The organism is Gordonia sp. ABSL11-1 (genome assembly GCF_030315685.1).
Taxonomy (GTDB): domain Bacteria; phylum Actinomycetota; class Actinomycetes; order Mycobacteriales; family Mycobacteriaceae; genus Gordonia.
In genome coordinates, this window is record NZ_JASXSI010000010.1 from 36774 (window position 1) to 58077 (window position 21304).

Below are 21304 nucleotides of genomic sequence, written 5' to 3' on the forward strand. Positions count from 1 at the left end.
TAGACCTGCGGGGAACGGGTTCGCGGATATGGTGCGAACGCATCGAGTGCCCGATTTGACCAACGGAAACGGGAGTGGTGTGTCACTTTCGCACCGTCGCCCGACAGCCACCCGGCCTTCGTGACATCACCGTGGTTCGAAAGAAGGTGATGTTTCGAACCGAGGGTGGCTGTCGTTGGGGTGCGACCGCTCCCGATCGCCGAACGAATCAGCCGATCAGATCGGCCAGCGCGCCATCGAGCTCCGGGAATCGGAACACGAACCCGCGCTCGGCGAGCACACGGGACCGTGCGCGACGACCGGTCAGCCCGAGTTGAGGATCGGTGCGCAACACGACAGCTCCTAGTTTGAGGAGCGGGGCCGGGGTCGGTGGTGCCGCCGGTCGATGCAACCGGCGGCGCAGCGTCGCCATCAGGTCGACGTTTCGGACCGGATTGTCCGTCGCCGCGACGACGACCCCCGGGGGCAGCGTGACGTCGGGGTCAAGCCCGAGGCCGGCCCGCACGATCGCCAGCCAGTCATCGCGGTGAATCCAGCTGAACCACTGCTGCCCGGTGCCCACCCGACCACCGAGCCCGAACTTCGTCAGCATCATCAGTCGTTGCAGTGCAGGAGAATCCGTGTCGAGGACGATCGACGTCCGCAAGATGATCCGATGATCGACGTTCGCATCGGCAACGGCCTCCTCCCACGGTGCGGCGACTCCGGTCATCTGCGGCAGTCCGACAGGGATCGGAGTGTCCTCCGTGCACCACACATCGCCGGCATCACTCCAGATCGCGGTCGTGCTCGCCTGTATCCACCGCACGAGTGGTCGTCTCAGCTCCTGGGCCGCGGACACCAGCGCACGGGTCGGCTCGACCCGGCTGCGACGTAGGGCGGCGATGTTCTTTCCGGTGGGACGACAATCGACGAGTTTCCCGGCGAGATTGATCACAGCGGTCGGCTCATCGGAGTCGAGTGCAGCAGACCATGCGCCGACGGTCCGGCCGTCCCACTCGACCTGTCGATGGGGGGATCCGCCGTCGGGCGAGCGGGTGAGAACCGTGACGTCGATGTCCCGACGCGCCAGGTCGTCCGCGATTCTCCGCCCCAATGATCCACTGCCACCGGCGATCACGACCCTCGTCGGACGAGGGTGTATGGCTTCGGTGTTCGACATGAACCGAGGGTAGACCCGAAGGCCTCACGCGTCCTATGTCATGCGTCACCGACCGAGACTCCGCATGATGGTCACGTCAGAGCGGAGGAAAGTGGATTATCCACTTTCCTCCGCTCTCCGGTGACCTTCATGCGGACGCCGTTCCGCACGCGCCCACCCCGGCCGACCACCCACGTAGCCTGGTGTCGTCATGAGCTTCTCTTTCGCACAGGTGACGGCCGCCACGGATGTCGGTCCGCGATTGCGGCGGGTCCGGTTCGAGGTTCCCGACCTCCGACGACTCGAACTGCCGGATCTGCCCGATGAGGTCGTCGGTATCTACTTTCCCGCGCCGGGACGGTCCGCGCCTCCGGCGATGACGCAGGTCGACGGGGTGTGGGCGTTCCACGGGGTCGAGCCCGCTCCCGTTGGGCGCACCCTCACCGTCCGGGAGGTCGACCACGTGGCGGGCACGATGTCCGTGGACTTCGTCGTCCATGACAGTGGCCCGGCGACCGAGTGGGCGCAGGCCGCCCGCCCCGGCGACCAGGTCACGATGGCCTACGCGCGCGGCTGGTATCGACCCGACCCGGCCGCCGACTGGCACCTCCTGGTCGCCGACCTCAGCGGGTTGCCCGCACTGGCCCGGATTCTCGGCACGCACCCACGGCCGGAATCGGTCACCGCCGTCGTCGAGGTCGCCGAGCAGGACGACCTCGAGTACGTCGGGTTCTCCGGCGACACCCGCGTGATCCCACTGGTCGGCAGCGGAAACGGGTTGTCCCCCAGCGTTCTCGGCGATGCCGTCGCCGGCCTCGACGTGCCGGCCGGACGCGGCTACTGCTGGTTCGCGGGCGAAGCGGCACAGTCGCGCGCGGTCCGCAAACACCTCCGCAATGTACGAGGCTGGCACCGCGACCAGTACGACATCATCGGCTACTGGCGCGCCGAAGGCGAACGATGGGCGCGACGGTACGCGGCACACGGCGACGACCTGCTCGCCGTCTATCAGCGTGCCCTGGCCGCGGGCAAAGGCGAGAAGGCCGCCGCCGAGGAGTTCGACGACGCTCTCGAACGCGCGGGACCGTAGCGACCGCCCGAGCGCCTGACAGGGGAGCGTCTCACCTGCGACACTGATCCGATGGGCGAGACGCCGGATCCGGACCGGCCCTCCGCCGAACTGGAATACGCCCATCTGGGAGCACGACCTGGACACCGGGCTGCGTATCCTGCGACTGGCGATCGACACCCACCTGATCACCTCGCACCACTTACTCGGCCTGATGGTGGGCAGGCCGGGCGGTCTCCTCGTCGAGATGACCGACGGCACCGCACAATTCAACGCCGAGAACTACCGGATCTCGGCGTACTACGACCTCGCGAAGGTCGCGGTCAATCGGCTCGCCTTCTCCCAGGGACACGAGCTCGCCGCGCACGGGTCGACTGCGGTGTCGGTCACGCCGGGGCGGCCGCGGTCGGAGATGATGCTCGCCGGCTTCGGCGTCTCCGAGGACAACTGGCGGGATGCCCTCGACGGCACAGTCACCGGCTTTCCCACCACCCCTGCGGGTTTCGCCGAGTCTGAGTCACCCCGATACGTGGTCGCGATCGCTGCACTGGCCGGCGACCCCGACCGCGCACAGTGGAATCAACGATCGGTCAGCTCGGCCGACCTCGCCCGTGCCTACGGATGCACCGACCTCGACGGCACCCAGCCTGACAGCTGGGGTGCCGAGGAAGACCGGTGACCGACGGCGACGCTCAGCCCGACGGTTGGTCGTTGTCCTTGAGTTCGCCCCAGCCATACCAGCGTTCGACCTCGATGACCGCAGTCGTGCGCGGGTTGTCGCGTACCGGGTAGTCGTTGCCCGTGTAATGGCGCGAGATCCGGTCGATGTCTGCGAGGTCGACGTCATCACGAAGCTCGACGACCCGACCGATCACTGTCACATGGGTGTACCAGTTGTCGGCGAGCACGGTCAGCGTCACCCGCGGATCGCGTCGGAGGTGGCCGAGGCGGGCGCGCTGATTGTCCAGGTTCACCAGGATGTGGTCGCCATCGAGGATGTACCACGTGGCGGCGGTCACTGGCGCACCGTCCTTGCGAAGTGTTGCCATCACCGACGGATTCGGCTTGGCCAGCAGCTCTTTTGCCGTGTGGGGCAGCGGTGGGCGTGACATCAGTTCGCCTTTCCGAGTCGTTCGACGAGGGCGGTCGCCAGTGGCGCCGACGACGCCGGGTTCTGTCCGGTGAACAGCGATCCGTCGGTCTCGATGTGCGGTGCCCACGGCTCGTCGGCGAGCACCTTCAGGCCGGCGTCGGTGAGGCGGTCCTGCAACAGCCAGGGTGCCTGGTCCGCGAGACCGGCTTGCTGCTCTTCGACATTCGTGAACGCCGTCACCGTTTTGCCCGCGAACAGGCTCTGCCCGTTGGAGTCGACCGCCGACAGCAGGATCGCCGGGCCGTGACACACGATGCCCACCGGTAGGTCGGCCTGCTTCGCCGAGGTGAGGATCGTCCCGGCGTCGGCATCGACGGCGAGATCCTCCATCGGCCCGTGGCCGCCGGGCACGAACACCGCGTCGAAATCGGCGAGATTCACCGCCGACAGCGCGATCGGGTTCTGGAACTCCGGTGCGTTCTCGATGACGTCACGAAAGTGCACAGCGGCCTGCGCGGATCCCGCGTTCTCGGCTGAGAGACTCCCCTCGTCGACGGGAGGACGTACTCCACCAGGGGTGGCGACAGTCACGTCCAAGCCCGCGTCACGGAAGATCTCGAACGGCGCGACCGCTTCCTCGGCCCAGAAGCCGGTCGGATGCTTGGTCCCGTCCTTGAGGGTCCACTGATTCGATCCGGTCATGACGAACAGCACTGTTCGTGCCATGTCCAACCTCCTTCGGTCGTCGAAAGTCGTCCCGATGGCCACGGTACTCAGGTTTCGCGGTGTGGTCGGGGGTGGTTTCGATACGCGGCGGGCTCGCAAGCTCGCACGACGCTACTCAACCAGCGAGAGATGACCCGCCCACGCGACACAGGCACGTCGCTACTCAACCGGCGGACGACGGGCCCTCACTCCGGCCCGGTCGCGGCGGGGCGATCCGGATCCGACGACCACTGCGACCACGAGCCCGGGAACAGTGCCGCGCGGATGCCTGCGATCTCCAGCGCCGCGATCTCGTGGGTCGCGTTGACACCCGAACCGCAGTAGGCGACGACCTCGTCGTCGGCGGAGATCCCGTTGTCCGCGAACCGCTTCCGGATGTCGTCGGCAGAGAGGAATCGACCGTCGGCGCCGACGTTGCCCGCGGTCGGCACGCTGATCGCCCCCGGGATGTGGCCGGGGCGCGGGTCGACGGGTTCGACCTCGCCGCGATAGCGTTCGGCCGCACGCGCGTCGACGACCCGGGCGGACGTCGTCGCCACGTCGTCGATCTCGGCGACGGGAAGGTGTCCGGGGCGCAGCGTGACCGACCCTGTCCGGGGTGTGGTGTCGCCGGACGACAGGCGCAGTCCGGCGTCCCGCCAGGCACCGAGCCCGCCGTCGAGCAGTTGCACGTCCGCGTGCCCACCCCATCGCAGCAGCCACCATGCACGCGCGGACGCGAGATTGCCGATGTCGTCGTAGACCACGACGGGCGAGCGATCGTCGATCCCCCACCTCCGCGCCGCCGCCTGTAGATCAGTGATGTCCGGCAGCGGATGGCGACCGCGTTCCGGCGACGGCGCGGCGGCAAGTTCACGATCGAGGTCGACGAACACCGCGCCGGGGACGTGACCCTCGCGGTAGTGATCATGGCCACGATCGTCGCCGAGTTGCCATCGGACATCGAGGATGACGGGCGGATTGTCGGACAGCATCGCCTCGGAGAGTGCATCCACGGTGATCAGCATGGCCCGATCATGTCATCCGACGAGCCCCGTTATCCGCCCGTGATCGACGTCCCGATCTCGTTGCGCGAGCCGTCGCCGTCCTGCCGACGGCGTTTGCCGCCCGTACCGTCGGGGTATGAGGCGATCATTTCGTCCTGTGTCAGGGGGGTTCTGATGAGGCTGTTCGTCACCGGCGCGTCCGGCTATGTCGGTTCACGGCTGGTTTGCGCCCTGCTGCGCGAGGGACACGACGTCGTGGTGAGCAGCCGCGACGCCGGGTCGCTGCGACGCTTCAGCTGGTACGACGACGTCACCGCGATCGAGATGGATGCCGACGACCCTGTGTCGACGCGGCACGCGCTGCTGAAGTCGGGAGACATCGACGCGCTGTACTACCTGGTGCACGGGATCGGTCAGTCCGACTTCGACGGCGGCGACATCAAGGCCGCACAGAACGTGGCTCTCGGCGCTCGCGATGCCGACGTCGCCCGCATCGTCTACCTGGGCGGATTCGTGCCCACGGGTGACCGCGACGATCTGTCCCCGCACCTGCGCAGCCGCGCCGACGTCGCGGACGCGCTCGACCTGCCCGACGGACCCGAGCTGGTGTGGCTGCGGGCGGCGGTCATCCTCGGCGCGGGCTCGACGTCGTTCGAGATCATCCGGTATGTCGCCGACCGGCTCGCGGTCATCCCCGAGCCCAGCTGGACCGACAATCCGATGGACCCGATCTCGATCCGTGACGTTCTGCACTATCTCACCGCGGTCGTCGACGAGAAGATCCCGGCAGGCGCCTACGACATCTCCGGACCCGACGTCGGCGCGCGCTACCACTCAGTCCTCACCGAGTACTTACGCGCGATCAAGCAGCCACGGATCCGGCTTCCGCTGCCCTACCTCAGCACCCGCCTGACCGGGCAGGTCGCCGGCCGGATCGTGCCGGTGCCGACGTCGCTGACCGCCGATCTGGTGACGTCGCTGAACAAGCCGATGAACGCTTCGGAGCAGTCGATCCGCGACCTGGTACCCGAGCCCGACGGCGGGCTGACCCCGATGCGGGTGGCCGTGACGGCGGCTGTGCGCACGCCCGCACCACGACCGGTGTGCGAGCTCGCCGATGCCCACCATCTCGCCGAGACGGACCCGACCTGGGCCGGCGGCGACCTGATGCGAGTCCGACGTCACGTCGATTCCGTGATCGGCTCCGCTGCACGACGGGCCCGAGGCGTGGTATCCCTGCTGACAGGATGACCGACAACATCGACGTACTCGTCCGACGAGTCTTCACCTGCGCACCGGACACCCGCCGCGATCACGACAGCGGGCTGATGCGGCGGCGCGCCGTCGTCGGCGTCTTTCTCGTCATCGGGGCGGTGATCCTGGGTTTCTCCCTCACCGCCGAACCCGGCGACAGCTCGTTCTATCCGCTGACTGTGGCCCTGGCCGCGACCTGGCTGGTCGGCGGGCTCCTCTCCGGCCCGGTCCATGTGGGGCGGTTCGCTTTTCGCGGGACCCCGTCGACCGCGGGAACCGCGGCACTGGGAATCATCGTCGGTGTTCTCGTCGGAGTGGCGTTCGTCGTCGGCGCGTTCATCACCAGAGAGATCCCCGCGCTCGCCGGCCTGGTCACCGATGTACTCGCCTTCCGCGACGCGGGAAGTCTCGTCGCGGTCACCGTGATCACCCTCGGCAACGGTGTCGCCGAGGAGGTCTTCTTCCGCGGCGCGGTCTACTCCGCGTTCCAGCGGCTGCACCCCGTCGTCATCTCGACGGTGCTGTACACGTTGGCAACCCTGGCGAGCGGCAACGTCATGCTCGGCTTCGCCGCGATCATCCTGGGCTGGGTGTGCGCGATCCTGCGTCGCAGTACCGACGGCGTACTCGCGCCGATCTGTACCCACGTCGTCTGGGGCGTCGTCGTCCTGTTCGCACTGCCACCGATCTTCGCGTGACCACACCGGCAACGGTCGTCGACGGGTGGCTCCGCGCGCACTGGCTGTCGCTGCCGGTCATCGGGCCATCGACCGGCACGCTGCCGGGCTGACCGGCACGCCGGTGAGCCTCGACGCCGCGGGCGTCATCGCCTGGCGGGCGGCGCTGCGTGGACTACGCCGCGACGGTCAGGTCGCCGCGGGTGGGATGACCCGGCTGCTTCCCGCCACCGACGGCTGGCGCGCCATCTCGCTGAGCCGACCCGACGACGTGGCATCGGTGCCCGCGCTGATCGAGGACGCAGGTACCGGCGACGCATGGCGTGACATCGCCCACTTCGTCCGTCGTTCCTCCGCACCCGCTGTCGTCGAGCGCGCAGATGCTCGGCATCGCGTCGGCACACCTACCCGACGCCATCGTCGCCGACCGACCACCACGGTGCTGCAGCGGGCGGGTGCACACGTCGTCAAAGGTCGACCCGCGCGCTCTCGAACGACTCGGCCTCTCCCCCGATCAGGTGCCCCATCCGGCCGGTCGGATCTGGGTGAGCTTCACCGGCGGAGGGCGATCCCGGCCCATGCAGATCGATTTCGGCGACGATGCCGCGATCGCACTGCGGCCGTTCTGGGGAGCCGCCGACCGGCCGGCCGCGCGGCCTCGGGATCGGAGCCGTCGCCGACCTCACGATCACCCGGTGGACGCCACCCGAACTCGCCGACGACGCGTCGGCCGCGGAGATCCGCGCGACCGTTGTCGGCGGCCGGGTGATCCACGAGGGCTGACGATCCCGGTCCTGCCGTCCCGACAGACCTCCCCGGACCCTCCCGAACCACTGCGCGGCGCCGAGGAGGTACATCGGGTGCTGGACGGGTGGCGGGATTCGGACTCGAGCTCGCCGACCGTGTCCTGAATTTCGCCGATCGTGCCCAGACCGGACCCACTCGGCGATTCTCCGGGCACGGTCGGCGCGAGGCGGGGGCGGCACGCGGCCACAGGGAACACACAGTGCATCATCAGCCCGATGGTTAGCGTGGTCGTATGACCACCACCCTCGACAGTGGCCCCGTCGCCGCAAAGATCTCCGCCCTCTACGACGCCGCGGACGCACAACGTGCGAATCAGCCGCGCCCACGACGCGACCGCACGGGCGACGAGCCGCTCGGCAGCGCGGCCGAACGGGCCGACGCCGCCGAGGACCGTTATCTCCCGATCAGCCCCACGGCGGGGAGGCTGATGTACTCGCTGATCCGCGCGACGCGACCTGCCGTCGTCGTCGAATTCGGTATGTCCTACGGGATCTCCACGCTGCACCTCGCAGCTGCGGTGCGCGACAACGGGTTCGGCCGCGTATACACCACGGAGCTGAGCACCAAGAAGATCGCGGCCGCCGCCGAGACCTTTGTCGAGGTCGGTCTCGACGACGTGATCACCATCCTCGATGGTGACGCCCTCGTGACGCTCACCACCGTTCCCGGTGACATCGGATTCGTCCTGATGGATGGATGGAAGGAGATGTACCTCCCGGTCCTGCAGGTCATCGAGCCGCGAATCCCGGTCGGATCACTGATCGTCGCCGACAACACCGAAGCACCTGACACCGCACCGTATCTCGGTCATGTCCGATCACCGGAGAACGGATACACGAGTATCAATTTCCCGGGCAAGGACTCCGACACCATGGAGTTGTCCTGCCGAGTGTGATCCCGGGATACGCCGACCGTGTCCAGAATGTCGCCCATCGCGCCCTCGCTGGACCCACTCGGCACATTCCAGGGCACAGTCGGCGAGTGGGCGCGGCGCGAGAGGGGACGCGGTCAGCTGTTCTGGGCCGCCACCTTCGCGATCTCCTCGAACCGTGCGCCCATCGCGCGGGCCAACGCCTCTGCGGCGCGCAGGGGACGGACCATCACCATGAAGTCGACGATCTTGCCGTCCTCGTCGAAGCGGAGGAAGTCGCAGCCGGTGACGGCGAGACCGTCGACCTTCGCCTCGAAGACGAGCGCATGGTCGACATCGCCGGACGCACCGATCTCGCGCACGTAGTGGAAATCCTCGAAGACCTCGACGACGGCACGCAGGATCGCGGCGGTGATCGCTTTGCCCTCGTAGGGCTTGAACGCGACCGGACTGCGAAACACCACGCCGTCGGCGAGCAGCGCCTCGACCGCATCCATGTCACGCGCGTCGATGGCCTCACGAAAACCCGTCATGCCGATCCCCTTCTCTGCAGTTCGAACGATGTCCGCGCTCAGTATTGCGCGACCCGACCCGCACGGGGCGCGCGGTACATGGTCCAGAGGAATCGCGGCACCGCACGCAGCGGAAGTGCCCGCGGCCAGTCGTCGGTCCGGATCAGCGCGTCGGTGCCACCGTCGACGACGATGACGCTCCCGACCAGGAAGTCCGCCGACGACGACAGCATCATCATCACCCAATCGGCGATGTGCTCCGAGGTACCGAACTCGCGAATCGGCAGTGGGAACGACCGGATCTGTTCGCCGGTGTTGCTGTCGAGCTGTGATTGGAGGAGCGGAGTCATCACCGGCCCCGGCGTGATCACGTTGAGCCGGATACCCACGCCCGCCCAGTCGTCGGACACCGCGGTACGACGACTCCATCGCGTGACAGCGATCTTCGAGGCCGCGTACGCCACCGGCCCCGCGAGCGCGCCGCGACGACGGATCTGGCGGACCGCCCGTCCGACGTCACCGTCGACAAGCCGCCGGACGGCCAGCCGTGGGACGAACGGTGTCGTAGTGGTCGAATTCGAGCCGAAGACAACGACTTTCGCAGCATCCGATGCGGCCAGCGCCGGCCGCCACATCGCCAGCAGCTCGGTGACACCGAGGACGTTGACCTCGGCGATCATCTGCTCACGACCCCGGTGAGGCCCGAGCCCGGCCGCCATGACCGCGCCGTCGAGCCGTCCACCGCACCGCTCGAGCACGGCGTCCGCAGCGAGACGCCGACCGTCGGACGTGGACAGGTCTGCGACGACGTCGACGTCGCGCAGATCCACACCGATGACCGTGTGACCGGCCGCGCGCAGCCGTTCCACCGTCGCGGCGCCGATGCCCGACGCCGCGCCGGTCACCACGTACGTCCGCGCAGCGTCGGGATTCTCGGTGCCGCCCGTCTCGACACTCGCATCCTCGATCACAGCGCCTGCGGTCTTTTCGCCCGGTCGTCCGGCCGCGCCGTCGTCCGCTCATACGCGTCGTTGAACGCGCGCATCTCATGCAGCAGCGACTCCGGCGTACCCGGCGCGAGGTCGGAGAAGACCTGGATGAGTCGCTCAGCCCGCAGCCGGCCGTCGTGCGCGAACGCCTCGACACCCGCCGGCGTCGGCCGGATGAGTCGACTGACCTGGCCGGCTACCTCGAACCGTTCGAGGTAGCCGTGCTTGATGGCCGCGTTGACCTGACGATTCACCGTTGACTGATCGAGTTCGAGTTCCTCGCTCAGAGTGCGCAAGGTGCGCGGGTGGCCGTCGGCGAGTGTCCACAGAATCGTGAACGCCGACAACTCGAGCACGGCGCCGTCGATGACGTTGGTCTTGCGGCGGCTGAAGCGCAGTAGTTCCTCGGCCAGGTCGCCGTAGACAGGCGACGGCCAGAACGAAGCATCCCCGGCGTACGACATCCCCACAGGTCCTCCCTTGCCGATATCGGACAATCTACTCACGAGTTGGCATGTGCATCGTACATATGTACGCTACACATCGACAATGAGGAGACGTCACATGAGCAACCACCAGCCCGACGATCAGGCACATACGCCGGTCGCCGAGGAACTGACCGACGGGGAACACAGCGGAGCGGCGGTCGCCGTGGTCGCGGTGCTCTGCTTCGGCGGCCTCGTGGCGTCGCTCATGCAGACCCTGGTCATCCCGATCCAGCCGGAACTGCCGCGACTGCTGAACACCTCGATCTCCAACGCATCGTGGGTCATCACCTCGACGCTGCTGGCCGCCGCGGTGGCCATGCCGATTGCCGGGCGACTGGGCGACATGTTCGGCAAGCAACGGATCATGCTGGGCAGCGCCGCTCTGCTCGTCGTCGGCTCGCTGATCTGCGCCCTCGGCGGTTCGCTGATTCCGATGATCGTGGGTCGTGCCGTGCAGGGTCTGGCGATGGGCTTCATACCCGTCGGCATCAGCCTCATGCGCGAGGTGACCCCGCCCAAGCTGACCTCCATGGCCGTCGCCGCCATGAGCGCGACGCTGGGTGTCGGCGGCGCGATCGGCTTGCCGCTGTCGGCCTGGGTCGCCCAGTCCTTCGACTGGCGTGCGCTGTTCTGGGTGGCCGCCGGCCTCGCGGTCGTGGTGACGCTGCTCGTGGCCTTCCTCGTGCCCCATGTCGACGACAGCAACGGCGGACACTTCGACGTCGTCGGCGCCATCGGCCTCGCCCTCGGTCTGTCCGGCGTGCTGATCGCCGTCTCCAAGGGCAACGACTGGGGATGGGGATCCGGTACGACGATCGGACTGCTCCTCGGCGGTCTCGCGCTGCTGGGAATCTGGGGCGTCTTCGAGCTCCGCCACTCGGATCCGCTGGTCGACCTGCGGACCACCGCCCGGCCCGCCGTGCTCTTGACCAACGTCGCGGCCATCGCGATCGGTTTCGGCATGATGGCACAGGCCGTCGTCATGCCGCAGCTGCTCGAGATCCCGAAGGCGATGGGCGGTCTCGGGCAGACGCTGCTCGCCGCGGGCCTCTGGATGGCGCCCGGAGGTCTGATGATGCTGGTGTTCGCACCCGTCTCCGGCACGCTGATCAACAAGATCGGCGCCAAGTTCACGATGGCCATCGGCGCCGCCGTCCTGGGCCTCGGCTACTTGGGCGCATTCCTCCTGATGGATGCGCCGTGGCAGCTCGCGGTCGCCTCGGTGATCTGCTCGGCCGGCGTCGGCATCGGGTACGCAGCGATGCCGACGCTGATCATGAGTTCGGTGCCGATGCAGGAGGCCGGCGCGGCCGTGGGTCTCAACGGCCTCATGCGGTCGATCGGCACCACCAGCGCCTCCGCCGTGATGGCCCTGGTGCTCACCAGTTCGACGGTGAGCTACGGGCCGGTCGAGGTGCCCAGCCACTCGGCGTTCCAGTGGTGCTTCCTCATCGGCGCGATCGCCGCGTTCGTGGGCGTCGCGATCACGATGTCGATCCCCGCCGCCCGCAAGCGGGCCGCGGCGAAGGCCGAGACCGGGACCGACGCAGCTGTCCCGGCGGCGCAGGCCTGATCTGCCGGACCTGTCGGCCGCTGGTCGAGCGTATCGAGACCCGCGGCCGGCAGGCTCATCGACCGCTGGTCGAGTAGCCCGCGAGGAACGAGCGTGCGTATCGAGCCCACTCACGAAACATGATGTCGGGCAAGCGAGTCCAGCCTATGCAACGCGGGTAGCGCGGCCTCCAGCGCCGACATGTCGTCCGGCCGCAGCCCGCCGACGTAGTCGGCGATGCGTTCGATGTTGCGACGCTTGCGGTCGACGACGTAGGCGTCGCCGGCCTCGGTCAGTTCGACGAGCGTCGCGCGCCGATCGCCTGGATCATGCCGGCGGTTCACCAGTCCGGCCCTCTCCAGGCTGGTGATCATCGCCGTCATCGACGGTTGCGCCGGCCCCTTGCGCGCCGGCGAGCGCAGTGACCCGCTGTGGGCCGTGACTCCGCAGCATCGCCAGGGTGGACACCGCAGTCATGCTGATGTCGCGAGGGATCTGCCGGACGAAGTCCGACATCAGGGCGTACAGCGCGCCGGCGGTCGCGCCGATCGCGCCGTCGCCGCTCTGGTCTCCTCGACGGTCCATGAGTCCCGATCCATCACCGCCGCCGGCGGATGCAGATGAATCCACCATTGGCCCAGTTCAGGATGGTCGCCCCTCCTGCACGGCCGCTTGGAGGGGACGGGCTCGGCCGTCCCTCCGATGTCAGCAGATCACCGTCGTCAGCGGTGCGCGAGGTGGTCCGGACGCGGATACGCCGCGCCGAACGGATCGTGCAGCGCATTCGACTTCGCATTGAACACGACGAACAGGTTGCTGCGCGGGTACGGGGTGATGTTTCCCGACGACGCGTGCATGCAATTCGAGTCGAAGTAGAGCGCGGAACCGGTCGGGCCGGTGATGGTGTCGATCCCGAACTCGTCGGCGAGTTCGGTGACGTCACTTTCCGCGGGCGTCCCGTACGGCGGCCGATACGACACCAACGACTCCTCGTGATAGCCGTCTGGCGTCTCTCCGACACAACTGACGAATAGCTTGTGCGATCCGGGGATGATCATCAGCGATCCGTTGTAGGAATGGTTGGGGGTCAAGGCGATCGACACGCTCAGCGCCCGCGGCGACGGCATGCCGTCCTCGGCGTGCCAGGTCTCGAAATCGGAGTGCCAGTAGAACGGCCCACCGGCGAAGCCCGGTTTCAGGTTGACCCGACTCTGGTGGATGTAGACATCGTCGTCGAGGATCTGCCGTGCGACACCGATGACGTCCTCGCGAGAACAGATCTCGGCGACGACGTCACTCAACTGATGAACGGCGAACAACGACCGGACGTCACCGCTGGTCGACTCGCGGATCACCCGATCGTCCTCCCCGAGACGATCCGTGATCGCGTTCACGTCGTCGAGGCACCGCGCGATGTCGCGGTCGTCGAGAACAGATGACGTTGTGTGATAACCACGTTCGTCGTAGCGTCGGAGTTCCGGGCTCGACAGGGGTCCCGGGTTGTTCATGCTGCCCCAGACGACGGGATGCGGGCGCGGCTCGATCTGACTGTGCTCCGCGAGCCTTGTGCGGTACACATCGACGGAACGGGTTGCTGTTTGAGTTACCACGATCTGCGTTGATCCTTTCCCTCAGTCGGCGTCGAATGTCCTACGTCGGAAGTTTCCCTGCCGAAGAACGGTCCAAACCCTCAAACCCGCAAGGGATCTCTCGACGCAGGACACGCTTGTCAGGTGCGCTGTGGAGTTGTCATGCGCCTACAAGAGGCGCCCATCCGAGGCTGTCATCGATGACGTTCTGAGGCAAACCGGCTGGTTGGCATCGCACAGCGGTCGGATCGGTCCCACGGATTCTCGCCGCTGCACCACGGAGCTCACCTGGCGGCTGTCCGCAGGCCCCCGGTCGGGCACTCTCACCGAGGTGAGGCCACCGCGCGGTCGAGGAACTCGACGGGCACGCCGAGCACCGACGACCCCGGTGCCGCACCGGAACTCTCCGAGCGGATGTCGGTGACGAGTGAACGGAATACGGAGCCACCGTCGGCCGGGTAGCGGACCATACCGACCCGCGAACAGACGGCGAGGTACGTTGCCGGCATGCTGTCGGGCGTCCGCGGGTCGACCGGCCGTGGCCAAGCACACCGCCAGCGCTCGCTCTGGCCGCACCCGGGCCAGTTCGCACCCGGTCCCGTCGAGCCGATCGACCCGATCGCGCGTACGGTCCGCCCTCGATCAGATATATGATGCAGGTCTCACCACACGGTTCAGCCTAGCCCCCGTGTCGCGATCAGGCCGCGACCGATCGACGCGCAGGAGGAACCCGGGTCGACACATGCATCGCGCGCCCCCGATCAGCGCGCCCGATCAACTCGCGGCCGACTCCAGGACGTCGCACGCCCGTGCGACCGCGATGTCCGGCGGGGTCAGGGCCGTGGCCAGCGTGGCTGCGGCGTCCGCGACGCCGTCGTCGAGCAGGATCGCCAGATCGTTCGCTCCGAGCAGTCGCAGTCGGCGACCATCACCGACGCCGAGACGCCGCAGCGCCGCGGTCCACATCGGCTGGTCCGCGCTGATCCAGCCGACAACGGCGGGGATGCCTGCACGGGCGACGGCCGCAGTGGTGCCCGCGCCGCCGTGGTGGACCGCACCACGACAATGCGGCAGCAGCAGTTCGTGGTCGAGGGCATCCACGACGTGCAGGACGTCGTCGCGCTGGGGGAGTTCGTGCGGGGTGTGAGCGATGACGCGCAGTCCGAATCCGGTCAGCGAACCGACGATCCCGTCGATGCGTTCGGCCTCGACCGGCATGCTGCCGAATCCGACGTACACCGGCGACCGGCCGGCGTCGGCCCAGGCGATGGCCTGCTCGGTAGCCCGGCCGTCGTCGCCGTTGAAACGACGACGGGTGGTCGCGTCCGGCAGCAACGCCCCGGTGAACGGCCGGGTCGGACCCCACTCGTTCGGCAGACCTGGAAAGAGCGCCGGATCGTAGGCCTGCACCTCCGGCGTGCCGGCCTCGTGAAGTCGTTGCGGCAGTGGCTGTCCGGCAGGGGCGAGGCCGAGACGTCGGCGCAGGTCGCCGTCGCGGCCGCGGACGGTCCACCAGTTCACCTGGTCGCCGATCGCCCACAGGGCCCGGCGGGCCCAGCGCGGCGCGCCGAAGACGTCGACCGTCTCGTTGGACCGGATCGGGCAGTAATGCAGCGGCACAAAAGTGGCATCGTTGCCCTCCGCGACCGTGGCGGCGCGCTCCTGCGCGAGCAGTCCGGTCACCAGGACGTCGGCGTCCTGGGCGAGCTCACCCATCACCTGCTCGGAGGTGTCCGCACCGAAGGCGGAGATCTCCGACAACGCCTTCAGCCGCGTTGACGGGTTCTTGCTCTTGAGGCGCTGTTTCACCAACGGGCTGCGCAGCAGCTCTGAGTTGTCCGGACACAGCACCCGCGCCGTCAACCCGGTGCGCACGACAGCAGGGACGATGTCCTCAGGTGCCGCCACGGTGACCTCGTGTCCGCGCTCGGCGAGCGCCTGAGCGACCGCGACACCGGGCTGGACGTCTCCCCGACTCCCGTGCATGGCGAAACCGAATCTCATGAATCCCGACGATACCGGGTCATCCGTCCCAGACAATTGCAACAAACGATGTGGGCGTGCGGCTTTCGGTGATTCCCGCCACCCTCGCTCGAGGTCACCCCTTTCTGTGCATGTGTACACAAAGAGAAACGCATGTCGGAGACCCCGCGACCCCGTCGTCGCAACCCTGAGGAACAGCGCCGGACGATCACCGAGGCTGCGGCGGCCCTGATCCTGTAGGTCAGCTCGGGTGGGTTCACACACCGGTTGGTCGCGCGCCGTGCAGAGGTCCCGCTCGGATCGACGACCCAGTACTTCGCGACCCTCGACGATCTGCGCGCCGCCGCCTGGCGCACCTCGCGCATGACATCGACGTCGGACTCGCCGAGGTGTCCGAAACACTCACCGAGCACGGACCGGTGCCCGCGGTGTTCGCACAGACGCTGCACGATTACATCTCGCAGGACGACCTGATCCGCGCCGACATGGCCCTGATCTCGGCCGCCGCGGTCGATCCGAAACTGCGGCCGCTCGCGGTGCGCTGGTCGGACGGCATGGTCGCCCTCCTGTCACCGCACATCGGCGAACGCGCAGCGCGTGCCGTGACCGCGTTCGCCGACGGCGTCTCGATGTATGCACTGCTGTACGGCACGCCGATGGACGTCGACGACCTCACCACGGCGCAGCAGCATTGACGGAGAATACACGTGACCTGGGGTTCAGCAGGACACCAAGTGAGCTCCAAGTCCTGGGCAGCACTGTGTGGATCGAGACCAACGATCCCGCCCAGGAGCCCCGATGACCATCACCGCCCCCGCCGATCCGATACGGATCGGCGACGTTCTCGACATCCTCGACGACCAAGCCCGAAGCTCTCGGCGCTGGCCGATCGCCATCGACATCGTCGGAGCACTCATACCGCAGGTGATGGTGCTCGCGTTCCTGGTGGTGCCCTACTGAGTCGGCGCGCAACCGGGCCGAGTGTGCGCCGGAAAAGCGCCCAACACTTCGGCGTTGTCCCAGGTCATTTGCGCCTACCGACATCCACACGCACCACCCGGGCGCTTTCCCGGGGCGGTTTCCGGGATCTACGGAAGCTCTTCCGGGGCGGTTTCCGGGTACCTCGGAATAGATCCCGCACCGACCCGGTTGAACGACGCGACGGCCTCGGGATCTCTGCCCCCGGGCCCCACCTCATTCGCCGCCACGAGCGGCCTCTCGCCGAGAGGCGCACTGCCTGAGGCCGTCCCTCTCACACGAACAGACCGCCGTTCCGTTTCGGACGGCGGTCTCTTCGTGCCTCGCCGCTTCCCGGGACGATCGCATAGACGGCCGTGCTGCGACACATGACACATCGCGCCAAAAGTGGCCGTCGGACAATCCCTCTCGACGATCCCCCGAGAATTCCGAGCACACGGTGTTGGAGTATGACCGGCACGGCCACGCTGTGACGGTCGCAGCCAGAACGCCTACGAAGGGAGTCATTCCCGATGACGATTTCCACCACCACGATCCATCGACAGCTTCGCGCGATCCTCGCGCTCACGCACGTCGAGATCCAGACCGCGGAGATCCGCCAGGCCCAGGCACGCACCGACGCGATCCGCGACGAACTCGCCGGCAACGCGGAGAAGGGCCGCGCGATGTACCTGAAGGCCCTCGCGACGGCCAGAAGGACACCGACCTGGTGAACCTTGCCGACCGGCTCATCGACGCACACACCGAGACGGTCGAGTGGATCACCCACTCCCACACCCCGGGTGGCGGCGTTCTCGCGGGCGGGCTGACATGGAACGGTCCTCGAGTGGCCGAAATCGTCAGTAGCTTGTCCTTGCGGCCACGTCGACGACCGACGACGATCGTCGTGTGCAGGCAACCGGTTCGCCGCGTGTGATCGTCGTGGTCGTGTTCGACGGCTGCGCGCTGCTCGACGTCGCCGGACCGACTGACGTGTTCCAGGCGGCGACGCTGTTGGGCAGCGGCCCCGGCTATCGCACGATTCTCACCTCACACGACGGGCGGCCGGTGCGCTCGGAGAGCGGCGTGACCCTTGGCGTGGATGCGTCGTTCGGCGAGGCAGCGTCTGTCGCCGGGCCCGCGGCCGGACCCCCCGCCCCAGCAATCGACACACTCCTGGTCGTCGGCGGTGTCGAGGTCTATCGATTCGCCGAGGACCACCCTGCGGCACTCGACGGTCTCCGACGGCTGTCCGCGGTCTCGCGCCGGACGACGGCGGTGTGCTCGGGTGCGGTGCTGCTCTCACGGGCCGGGTTGCTCGACGGTTACCGCGCGACGACCCACTGGGCGGCCTGCGAATCCCTCCGTGCCGAGAATCCTCGGATCGACGTCGACGCCGATGCGATCTACGTCCATGACCGTGACCGCTGGACGTCGGCCGGTGTCACCGCCGGAATCGATCTGGCCCTGGCGCTCGTGGAGTCCGACCACGGCGTCGACCTCGCCCACGCCGTCGCGGGCTGGTTGGTCGTATTCCTCCGCAGAACCGGCGGGCAATCGCAATTCAGTGTGCACCTGCGGAATCCACCCGCGAAAACACCGGCGCTGGTCGATTTGCAGCGGTGGCTCCCCGACCACCTCGCGGAGGACCTGACGATCGAGCGGCTGGCCGCGCGGGTGAGCATGAGTCCCCGCAACTTCGGCCGGGTGTTCCGCCGCGAAGTCGGAGTCACACCGGCGACGCTCGTCGAATCCTTGCGCGTCGAAGCAGCCAAGACCTTCCTCGCGACGACCGACCTCGTCATCCCGGCCGTCGCCGAGCGCGTGGGATTCGGACGGCCCGAGACCCTGCATCGGGCGTTCGTGCGCCGCGTACACACCACACCCGGCCGATACCGCCAGCACTTCCAAACCACACCGAAGGTTTCCTGAAAGGGCCACCCATGCAGATCGCCATCGTCATCTATCCCGGCATGACCGCGCTGGACATCGTCGGGCCATACGAAGTGCTGCGCTTCATCCCCGGAGCCGAACTCCGATTCGTGTGGGCCGAACAGGGACCGGTGACCGCCGACAGCGGCGTCTTCGTCCTGGCCGCGACCCACACCTTCGACGAGACGCCCTCACCGGACATCGTCCTGATCGGCGGATCGGGTACGGCGACGGCCACGATCGCCGAGGACGAGAGGGTCCTCGACTGGCTGCGTCGAGTGCACGCGACGACACGGTGGACGGCGTCGGTGTGCACCGGATCCGTGATCCTCGCCGCCGCGGGTGTGCTCGACGACGTACCCGCGACAAGCCACTGGTCCGCAATGGCCGCACTCGAGGCGTACGGCGCCCACCCCGTGTCCGACCGGCGGATCGTGCAGCACGGAAAGATCGTGACCGGTGCCGGGGTGTCCGCCGGAATCGACACCGCGCTGTGGCTCGTGGGCAAGGTCGCCGGCGACGACGTCGCCCGCGCCGCGCAGCTCATGATCGAGTACGACCCGCAGCCGCCCTACGACTGCGGCAGCTTTGCCACCGCCGACGCCGCGACCAAGCGCGGAGTCGCACAGATCGCCGGGCGTGAAGCAGTCGACCTCATCGCCAACGAGCCGGGCACGCTGATCCGGGAATCGGCAGCGCTGTCCCGTATCGCGTGGACGGTCGCAGTCCGTCGCGCTCGCCGACGACGCACCTGGAGTGGTCGCCTGAGGTCCCACCGACCCACCAGCCGACGATGACCGAGTAGCCCGGTCAGCCCCGCCCGCTCTTGGCCTGCAGACGTTCGATCTCCTCGGACGCCTGCGCCTTCGTCAGGTCGGCGGAGATCGTCTCGCCCGCGTCGCGGGCGAGGGTGTCCAGATAGCTGCGTTGCGCACCGGTCATCGGCTCGTCGCCGGTCACCCAATCCTCGGGATCCTTCTCGGTGGTGTTGCCGGCGCCGGCGCCGAGGATGTCCTCGTCACCCGACGTCGAACCTTTGTTCGAATCAGTCACGGTCCCCACGATACGACCGATCGCGCCGCACGGCCACCCTTCTGGTGTGGGAACTCGGCCAGAAGTGGCCGACACCAGGTACCGGCGATGATTGAATTGCCGTACGCGCCATCGGCCCTCCGCGTCGGGATACGTCGCGTCATCGTCGCCGTACTTCTCGTCACGACCGCGATCGTCGCCGCGAATGTGCCCGATTCCCGGGCGGATCCGGGTCCGGGTTCGCCGGTACCGTCGGCCGATCCGTTCTACCGCTTCGGCGGTTCGACGGTCTGAAACATCAGCAGGCGTTCGCCGCCTTCGAGCCACAGGCATTCCAGTATCTGGCAGAGCGATTCGGCGATGTACCGACGCGCAGCAACTGCGCCACCATCCCGCGGGGAAACAGTCTGGCACCGACGCCGGTGCCCTGAACGCTCGTCGGGCAGGCTCCCCCACCCGACGAGCAGTCGGGCTGCTCGCCGCCGGCGATCCGGGGCGGCGAGCCGATCGTCACTGAGTGGCGTCCTCGCGCTTCGGCAGGACCCAGCCGGCCCGCGGGAAGTGACAGGTGTACCCGTTCGGGAAGTTGAGCAGGTAATCCTGATGCTCGGGCTCGGCCTCCCAGAAGGGTCCGGCGGGCTCGATCGTCGTCACCGCCTTGCCCGGCCACAGACCCGACGCGTCGACGTCGGCGATGGTGTCGCGCGCGACTGTATCCTGCTCAGGTGTCAGCGGGAAGATCGCCGACCGATAGCTGGTGCCGATGTCGTTGCCCTGACGATCCTTGGTGCTCGGGTCGTGGATCTGGAAGAAGAACGCCAGGATGTCGCGGTACGACGTCTGCGTCGGGTCGAACACGATCTCGACGGCCTCCGCGTGACCGGGATGGTTGCGGTAGGTGGCGTGATCGTTGGACCCGCCCGTGTATCCGACCCGGGTGTCGAGCACGCCGGGCTGGCGTCGGATGAGGTCTTCCATTCCCCAGAAGCATCCGCCGGCGAGGACTGCGGTCTCGGTGCCGGGGCGGCGGGTGATCTGTCCGGTGTCGGTCGTCATGAGGCATCCCTCTCGGTCGTGGTGTCGGTCTGATCGTCGGTGATATCGAACAGCGTGCGGTAGGCGCCGTAGCCCTCCGCGTCGAGGTCCGATGCCGGAATGAACCGCAGCGCTGCCGAATTCATGCAGAAGCGCTGCCCACCGGCCTCGCGCGGGCCGTCGCCGAACACGTGGCCGAGGTGGCTGTCTGCGCCGGACGAGCGGACCTCGGTGCGGCGCATCCACAGCGTCCGGTCGGACTTGGTGGTCACCGCGTCGGGGTCGATCGGACGGGTGAAGCTCGGCCATCCGGTCCCACTGTCGTACTTGTCGGTCGAGGAGAACAAGGGCTGCCCCGAGACGACGTCGACGTAGATGCCCGGCTCGTGGTTGTCCCAGTACTCGTTGTGGAAGGCCGGCTCGGTGCCGTCCTTCTGGGTGACGCGGTACTGCGCGTCGGTGAGACCGCCGACGGCCTCGTCGGTCTTGCGGTACTCGTTGCTCACGTTTCCTCCTTCGGCGCCGCTGGCTGCGGCGACACCCGTTCCAACAACAGGTGTCGCCGATTTGGTCCCGTGATGACATTTGTCAGCACGAATCGATGATTGCGC

The 21304-nt window shown here is 67.8% G+C and carries 27 protein-coding genes and 2 pseudogenes; 13 read left to right on the forward strand and 16 right to left on the reverse strand.

Going from position 1 to position 21304, the window contains the following annotated elements; all coding sequences use genetic code 11:
* Positions 1-208: 208 nt before the first annotated feature.
* The gene (locus tag QSJ19_RS12755; RefSeq protein ID WP_286320887.1) at positions 209-1162 is read right to left on the reverse strand and encodes an epimerase; all 954 of its coding nucleotides are present in this window, start codon (positions 1160-1162) and stop codon (positions 209-211) included.
* A gap of 190 nt (positions 1163-1352) precedes the next feature.
* Between QSJ19_RS12755 and QSJ19_RS12760 the strand changes: the two genes are divergently transcribed.
* Together QSJ19_RS12760 and QSJ19_RS12765 are read left to right on the forward strand one after the other, a co-directional pair.
* On the forward strand, positions 1353-2231 hold the full coding sequence (locus tag QSJ19_RS12760; RefSeq protein ID WP_286320889.1) for a siderophore-interacting protein: 879 nt from the start codon (positions 1353-1355) through the stop codon (positions 2229-2231).
* A gap of 76 nt (positions 2232-2307) precedes the next feature.
* Positions 2308-2889: pseudogene (locus tag QSJ19_RS12765) on the forward strand (SDR family oxidoreductase); the annotation flags it as partial.
* Positions 2890-2902: 13 nt separating this feature from the next.
* Here the strand turns inward: QSJ19_RS12765 and QSJ19_RS12770 are convergent.
* The 3 genes from QSJ19_RS12770 to QSJ19_RS12780 form a co-directional block, all read right to left on the reverse strand.
* Positions 2903-3322: a PPOX class F420-dependent oxidoreductase gene (locus tag QSJ19_RS12770; protein ID WP_286320891.1), complete on the reverse strand. Its 420-nt coding sequence runs from the start codon at positions 3320-3322 to the stop codon at positions 2903-2905.
* Complete coding sequence (locus QSJ19_RS12775; protein WP_286320892.1) at positions 3322-4029, reverse strand: type 1 glutamine amidotransferase domain-containing protein; 708 nt, start codon at positions 4027-4029, stop codon at positions 3322-3324. Before QSJ19_RS12775 ends, QSJ19_RS12770 begins: the two co-directional genes overlap by 1 nt.
* Positions 4030-4214: 185 nt before the next feature.
* A complete protein-coding gene (locus tag QSJ19_RS12780; RefSeq protein ID WP_286320894.1) occupies positions 4215-5036 on the reverse strand; it encodes a sulfurtransferase in 822 nt (273 codons plus the stop codon).
* A 153-nt stretch (positions 5037-5189) separates the two neighbouring features.
* Here QSJ19_RS12780 and QSJ19_RS12785 point away from each other — a divergent pair, with 153 nt between their 5' ends.
* Both QSJ19_RS12785 and QSJ19_RS12790 read left to right on the forward strand, forming a co-directional pair.
* Positions 5190-6266, forward strand: coding sequence for an NAD(P)H-binding protein (locus QSJ19_RS12785; protein ID WP_286320895.1), 1077 nt, complete (start codon positions 5190-5192; stop codon positions 6264-6266).
* Positions 6263-6967: a CPBP family intramembrane glutamic endopeptidase gene (locus QSJ19_RS12790; protein ID WP_286320896.1), complete on the forward strand. Its 705-nt coding sequence runs from the start codon at positions 6263-6265 to the stop codon at positions 6965-6967. Before QSJ19_RS12785 ends, QSJ19_RS12790 begins: the two co-directional genes overlap by 4 nt.
* Positions 6968-7135: 168 nt before the next feature.
* On the opposite strand, the gene QSJ19_RS12795 is transcribed toward QSJ19_RS12790, so the two are convergent.
* A complete protein-coding gene (locus QSJ19_RS12795) occupies positions 7136-7276 on the reverse strand; it encodes a hypothetical protein (RefSeq protein WP_286320897.1) in 141 nt (46 codons plus the stop codon).
* A 270-nt stretch (positions 7277-7546) separates the two neighbouring features.
* Here QSJ19_RS12795 and QSJ19_RS12800 point away from each other — a divergent pair, with 270 nt between their 5' ends.
* On the forward strand, positions 7547-7729 hold the full coding sequence (locus tag QSJ19_RS12800) for a hypothetical protein (RefSeq protein ID WP_286320898.1): 183 nt from the start codon (positions 7547-7549) through the stop codon (positions 7727-7729).
* A 256-nt stretch (positions 7730-7985) separates the two neighbouring features.
* Entirely contained in the window at positions 7986-8648 is a 663-nt protein-coding gene (locus QSJ19_RS12805; RefSeq protein WP_286320900.1) for an O-methyltransferase, read from the forward strand.
* A 113-nt stretch (positions 8649-8761) separates the two neighbouring features.
* Here the strand turns inward: QSJ19_RS12805 and QSJ19_RS12810 are convergent, their stop codons facing one another.
* The 3 genes from QSJ19_RS12810 to QSJ19_RS12820 are packed head-to-tail and all read right to left on the reverse strand — an operon-like array spanning position 8762 to position 10589.
* The gene (locus tag QSJ19_RS12810) at positions 8762-9157 is read right to left on the reverse strand and encodes a nuclear transport factor 2 family protein (protein WP_286320902.1); all 396 of its coding nucleotides are present in this window, start codon (positions 9155-9157) and stop codon (positions 8762-8764) included.
* A gap of 38 nt (positions 9158-9195) precedes the next feature.
* Positions 9196-10107: an SDR family oxidoreductase gene (locus QSJ19_RS12815; protein ID WP_286320904.1), complete on the reverse strand. Its 912-nt coding sequence runs from the start codon at positions 10105-10107 to the stop codon at positions 9196-9198.
* Positions 10104-10589: a MarR family winged helix-turn-helix transcriptional regulator gene (locus QSJ19_RS12820; protein WP_286320906.1), complete on the reverse strand. Its 486-nt coding sequence runs from the start codon at positions 10587-10589 to the stop codon at positions 10104-10106. Before QSJ19_RS12820 ends, QSJ19_RS12815 begins: the two co-directional genes overlap by 4 nt.
* 100 nt (positions 10590-10689) lie before the next feature.
* Here QSJ19_RS12820 and QSJ19_RS12825 point away from each other — a divergent pair, with 100 nt between their 5' ends.
* Positions 10690-12186 carry an MFS transporter gene (locus QSJ19_RS12825; protein ID WP_286320907.1) on the forward strand — a complete coding sequence of 499 codons (1497 nt, stop codon included), beginning with the start codon at positions 10690-10692 and terminating at the stop codon, positions 12184-12186.
* 110 nt (positions 12187-12296) lie between these two features.
* Here QSJ19_RS12825 and QSJ19_RS12830 read toward each other — a convergent pair whose 3' ends face one another.
* The 5 genes from QSJ19_RS12830 to QSJ19_RS12850 form a co-directional block, all read right to left on the reverse strand.
* On the reverse strand, positions 12297-12548 hold the full coding sequence (locus QSJ19_RS12830; protein ID WP_353507142.1) for a MarR family winged helix-turn-helix transcriptional regulator: 252 nt from the start codon (positions 12546-12548) through the stop codon (positions 12297-12299).
* Positions 12493-12750 carry a hypothetical protein gene (locus QSJ19_RS12835; protein WP_286320910.1) on the reverse strand — a complete coding sequence of 86 codons (258 nt, stop codon included), beginning with the start codon at positions 12748-12750 and terminating at the stop codon, positions 12493-12495. The genes QSJ19_RS12830 and QSJ19_RS12835 overlap by 56 nt, the downstream gene beginning before the upstream one ends.
* 137 nt (positions 12751-12887) lie before the next feature.
* Positions 12888-13775, reverse strand: coding sequence for an ectoine hydroxylase (thpD, locus tag QSJ19_RS12840; protein WP_286320912.1), 888 nt, complete (start codon positions 13773-13775; stop codon positions 12888-12890).
* 302 nt (positions 13776-14077) lie between these two features.
* On the reverse strand, positions 14078-14263 hold the full coding sequence (locus QSJ19_RS12845) for a hypothetical protein (protein WP_286320915.1): 186 nt from the start codon (positions 14261-14263) through the stop codon (positions 14078-14080).
* 265 nt (positions 14264-14528) lie between these two features.
* Complete coding sequence (locus tag QSJ19_RS12850) at positions 14529-15758, reverse strand: glycosyltransferase (RefSeq protein ID WP_286320917.1); 1230 nt, start codon at positions 15756-15758, stop codon at positions 14529-14531.
* A 368-nt stretch (positions 15759-16126) separates the two neighbouring features.
* Between QSJ19_RS12850 and QSJ19_RS12855 the strand changes: the two genes are divergently transcribed.
* From QSJ19_RS12855 to QSJ19_RS12875, 5 genes and pseudogenes are all read left to right on the forward strand, one after another.
* Positions 16127-16432, forward strand: a complete 306-nt coding sequence (locus tag QSJ19_RS12855) for a TetR/AcrR family transcriptional regulator (RefSeq protein WP_286320919.1) — start codon at positions 16127-16129, stop codon at positions 16430-16432.
* A gap of 103 nt (positions 16433-16535) precedes the next feature.
* Positions 16536-16697, forward strand: a complete 162-nt coding sequence (locus QSJ19_RS12860) for a hypothetical protein (protein WP_286320920.1) — start codon at positions 16536-16538, stop codon at positions 16695-16697.
* Positions 16698-17227: 530 nt separating this feature from the next.
* A pseudogene (locus tag QSJ19_RS12865) lies at positions 17228-17481 on the forward strand (ferritin-like domain-containing protein); the annotation flags it as partial.
* Between the two features lie 122 nt (positions 17482-17603).
* Positions 17604-18626 (forward strand): GlxA family transcriptional regulator, encoded by a 1023-nt coding sequence (locus tag QSJ19_RS12870; protein ID WP_286320921.1) that lies wholly within the window; start codon positions 17604-17606, stop codon positions 18624-18626.
* A gap of 11 nt (positions 18627-18637) precedes the next feature.
* Positions 18638-19423, forward strand: a complete 786-nt coding sequence (locus QSJ19_RS12875; RefSeq protein ID WP_286320923.1) for a DJ-1/PfpI family protein — start codon at positions 18638-18640, stop codon at positions 19421-19423.
* A gap of 13 nt (positions 19424-19436) precedes the next feature.
* On the opposite strand, the gene QSJ19_RS12880 is transcribed toward QSJ19_RS12875, so the two are convergent.
* On the reverse strand, positions 19437-19679 hold the full coding sequence (locus tag QSJ19_RS12880; protein ID WP_286320924.1) for a DUF3072 domain-containing protein: 243 nt from the start codon (positions 19677-19679) through the stop codon (positions 19437-19439).
* 87 nt (positions 19680-19766) lie between these two features.
* Here QSJ19_RS12880 and QSJ19_RS12885 point away from each other — a divergent pair, with 87 nt between their 5' ends.
* Positions 19767-19952: a hypothetical protein gene (locus QSJ19_RS12885; protein ID WP_286320926.1), complete on the forward strand. Its 186-nt coding sequence runs from the start codon at positions 19767-19769 to the stop codon at positions 19950-19952.
* Between the two features lie 216 nt (positions 19953-20168).
* On the opposite strand, the gene msrA is transcribed toward QSJ19_RS12885, so the two are convergent.
* Together msrA and msrB are read right to left on the reverse strand one after the other, a co-directional pair.
* Positions 20169-20714, reverse strand: a complete 546-nt coding sequence (gene msrA / locus QSJ19_RS12890) for a peptide-methionine (S)-S-oxide reductase MsrA (RefSeq protein WP_286320929.1) — start codon at positions 20712-20714, stop codon at positions 20169-20171.
* On the reverse strand, positions 20711-21199 hold the full coding sequence (gene msrB / locus QSJ19_RS12895; RefSeq protein WP_286320930.1) for a peptide-methionine (R)-S-oxide reductase MsrB: 489 nt from the start codon (positions 21197-21199) through the stop codon (positions 20711-20713). Before msrB ends, msrA begins: the two co-directional genes overlap by 4 nt.
* Between the last annotated feature and the right edge of the window lie 105 nt (positions 21200-21304).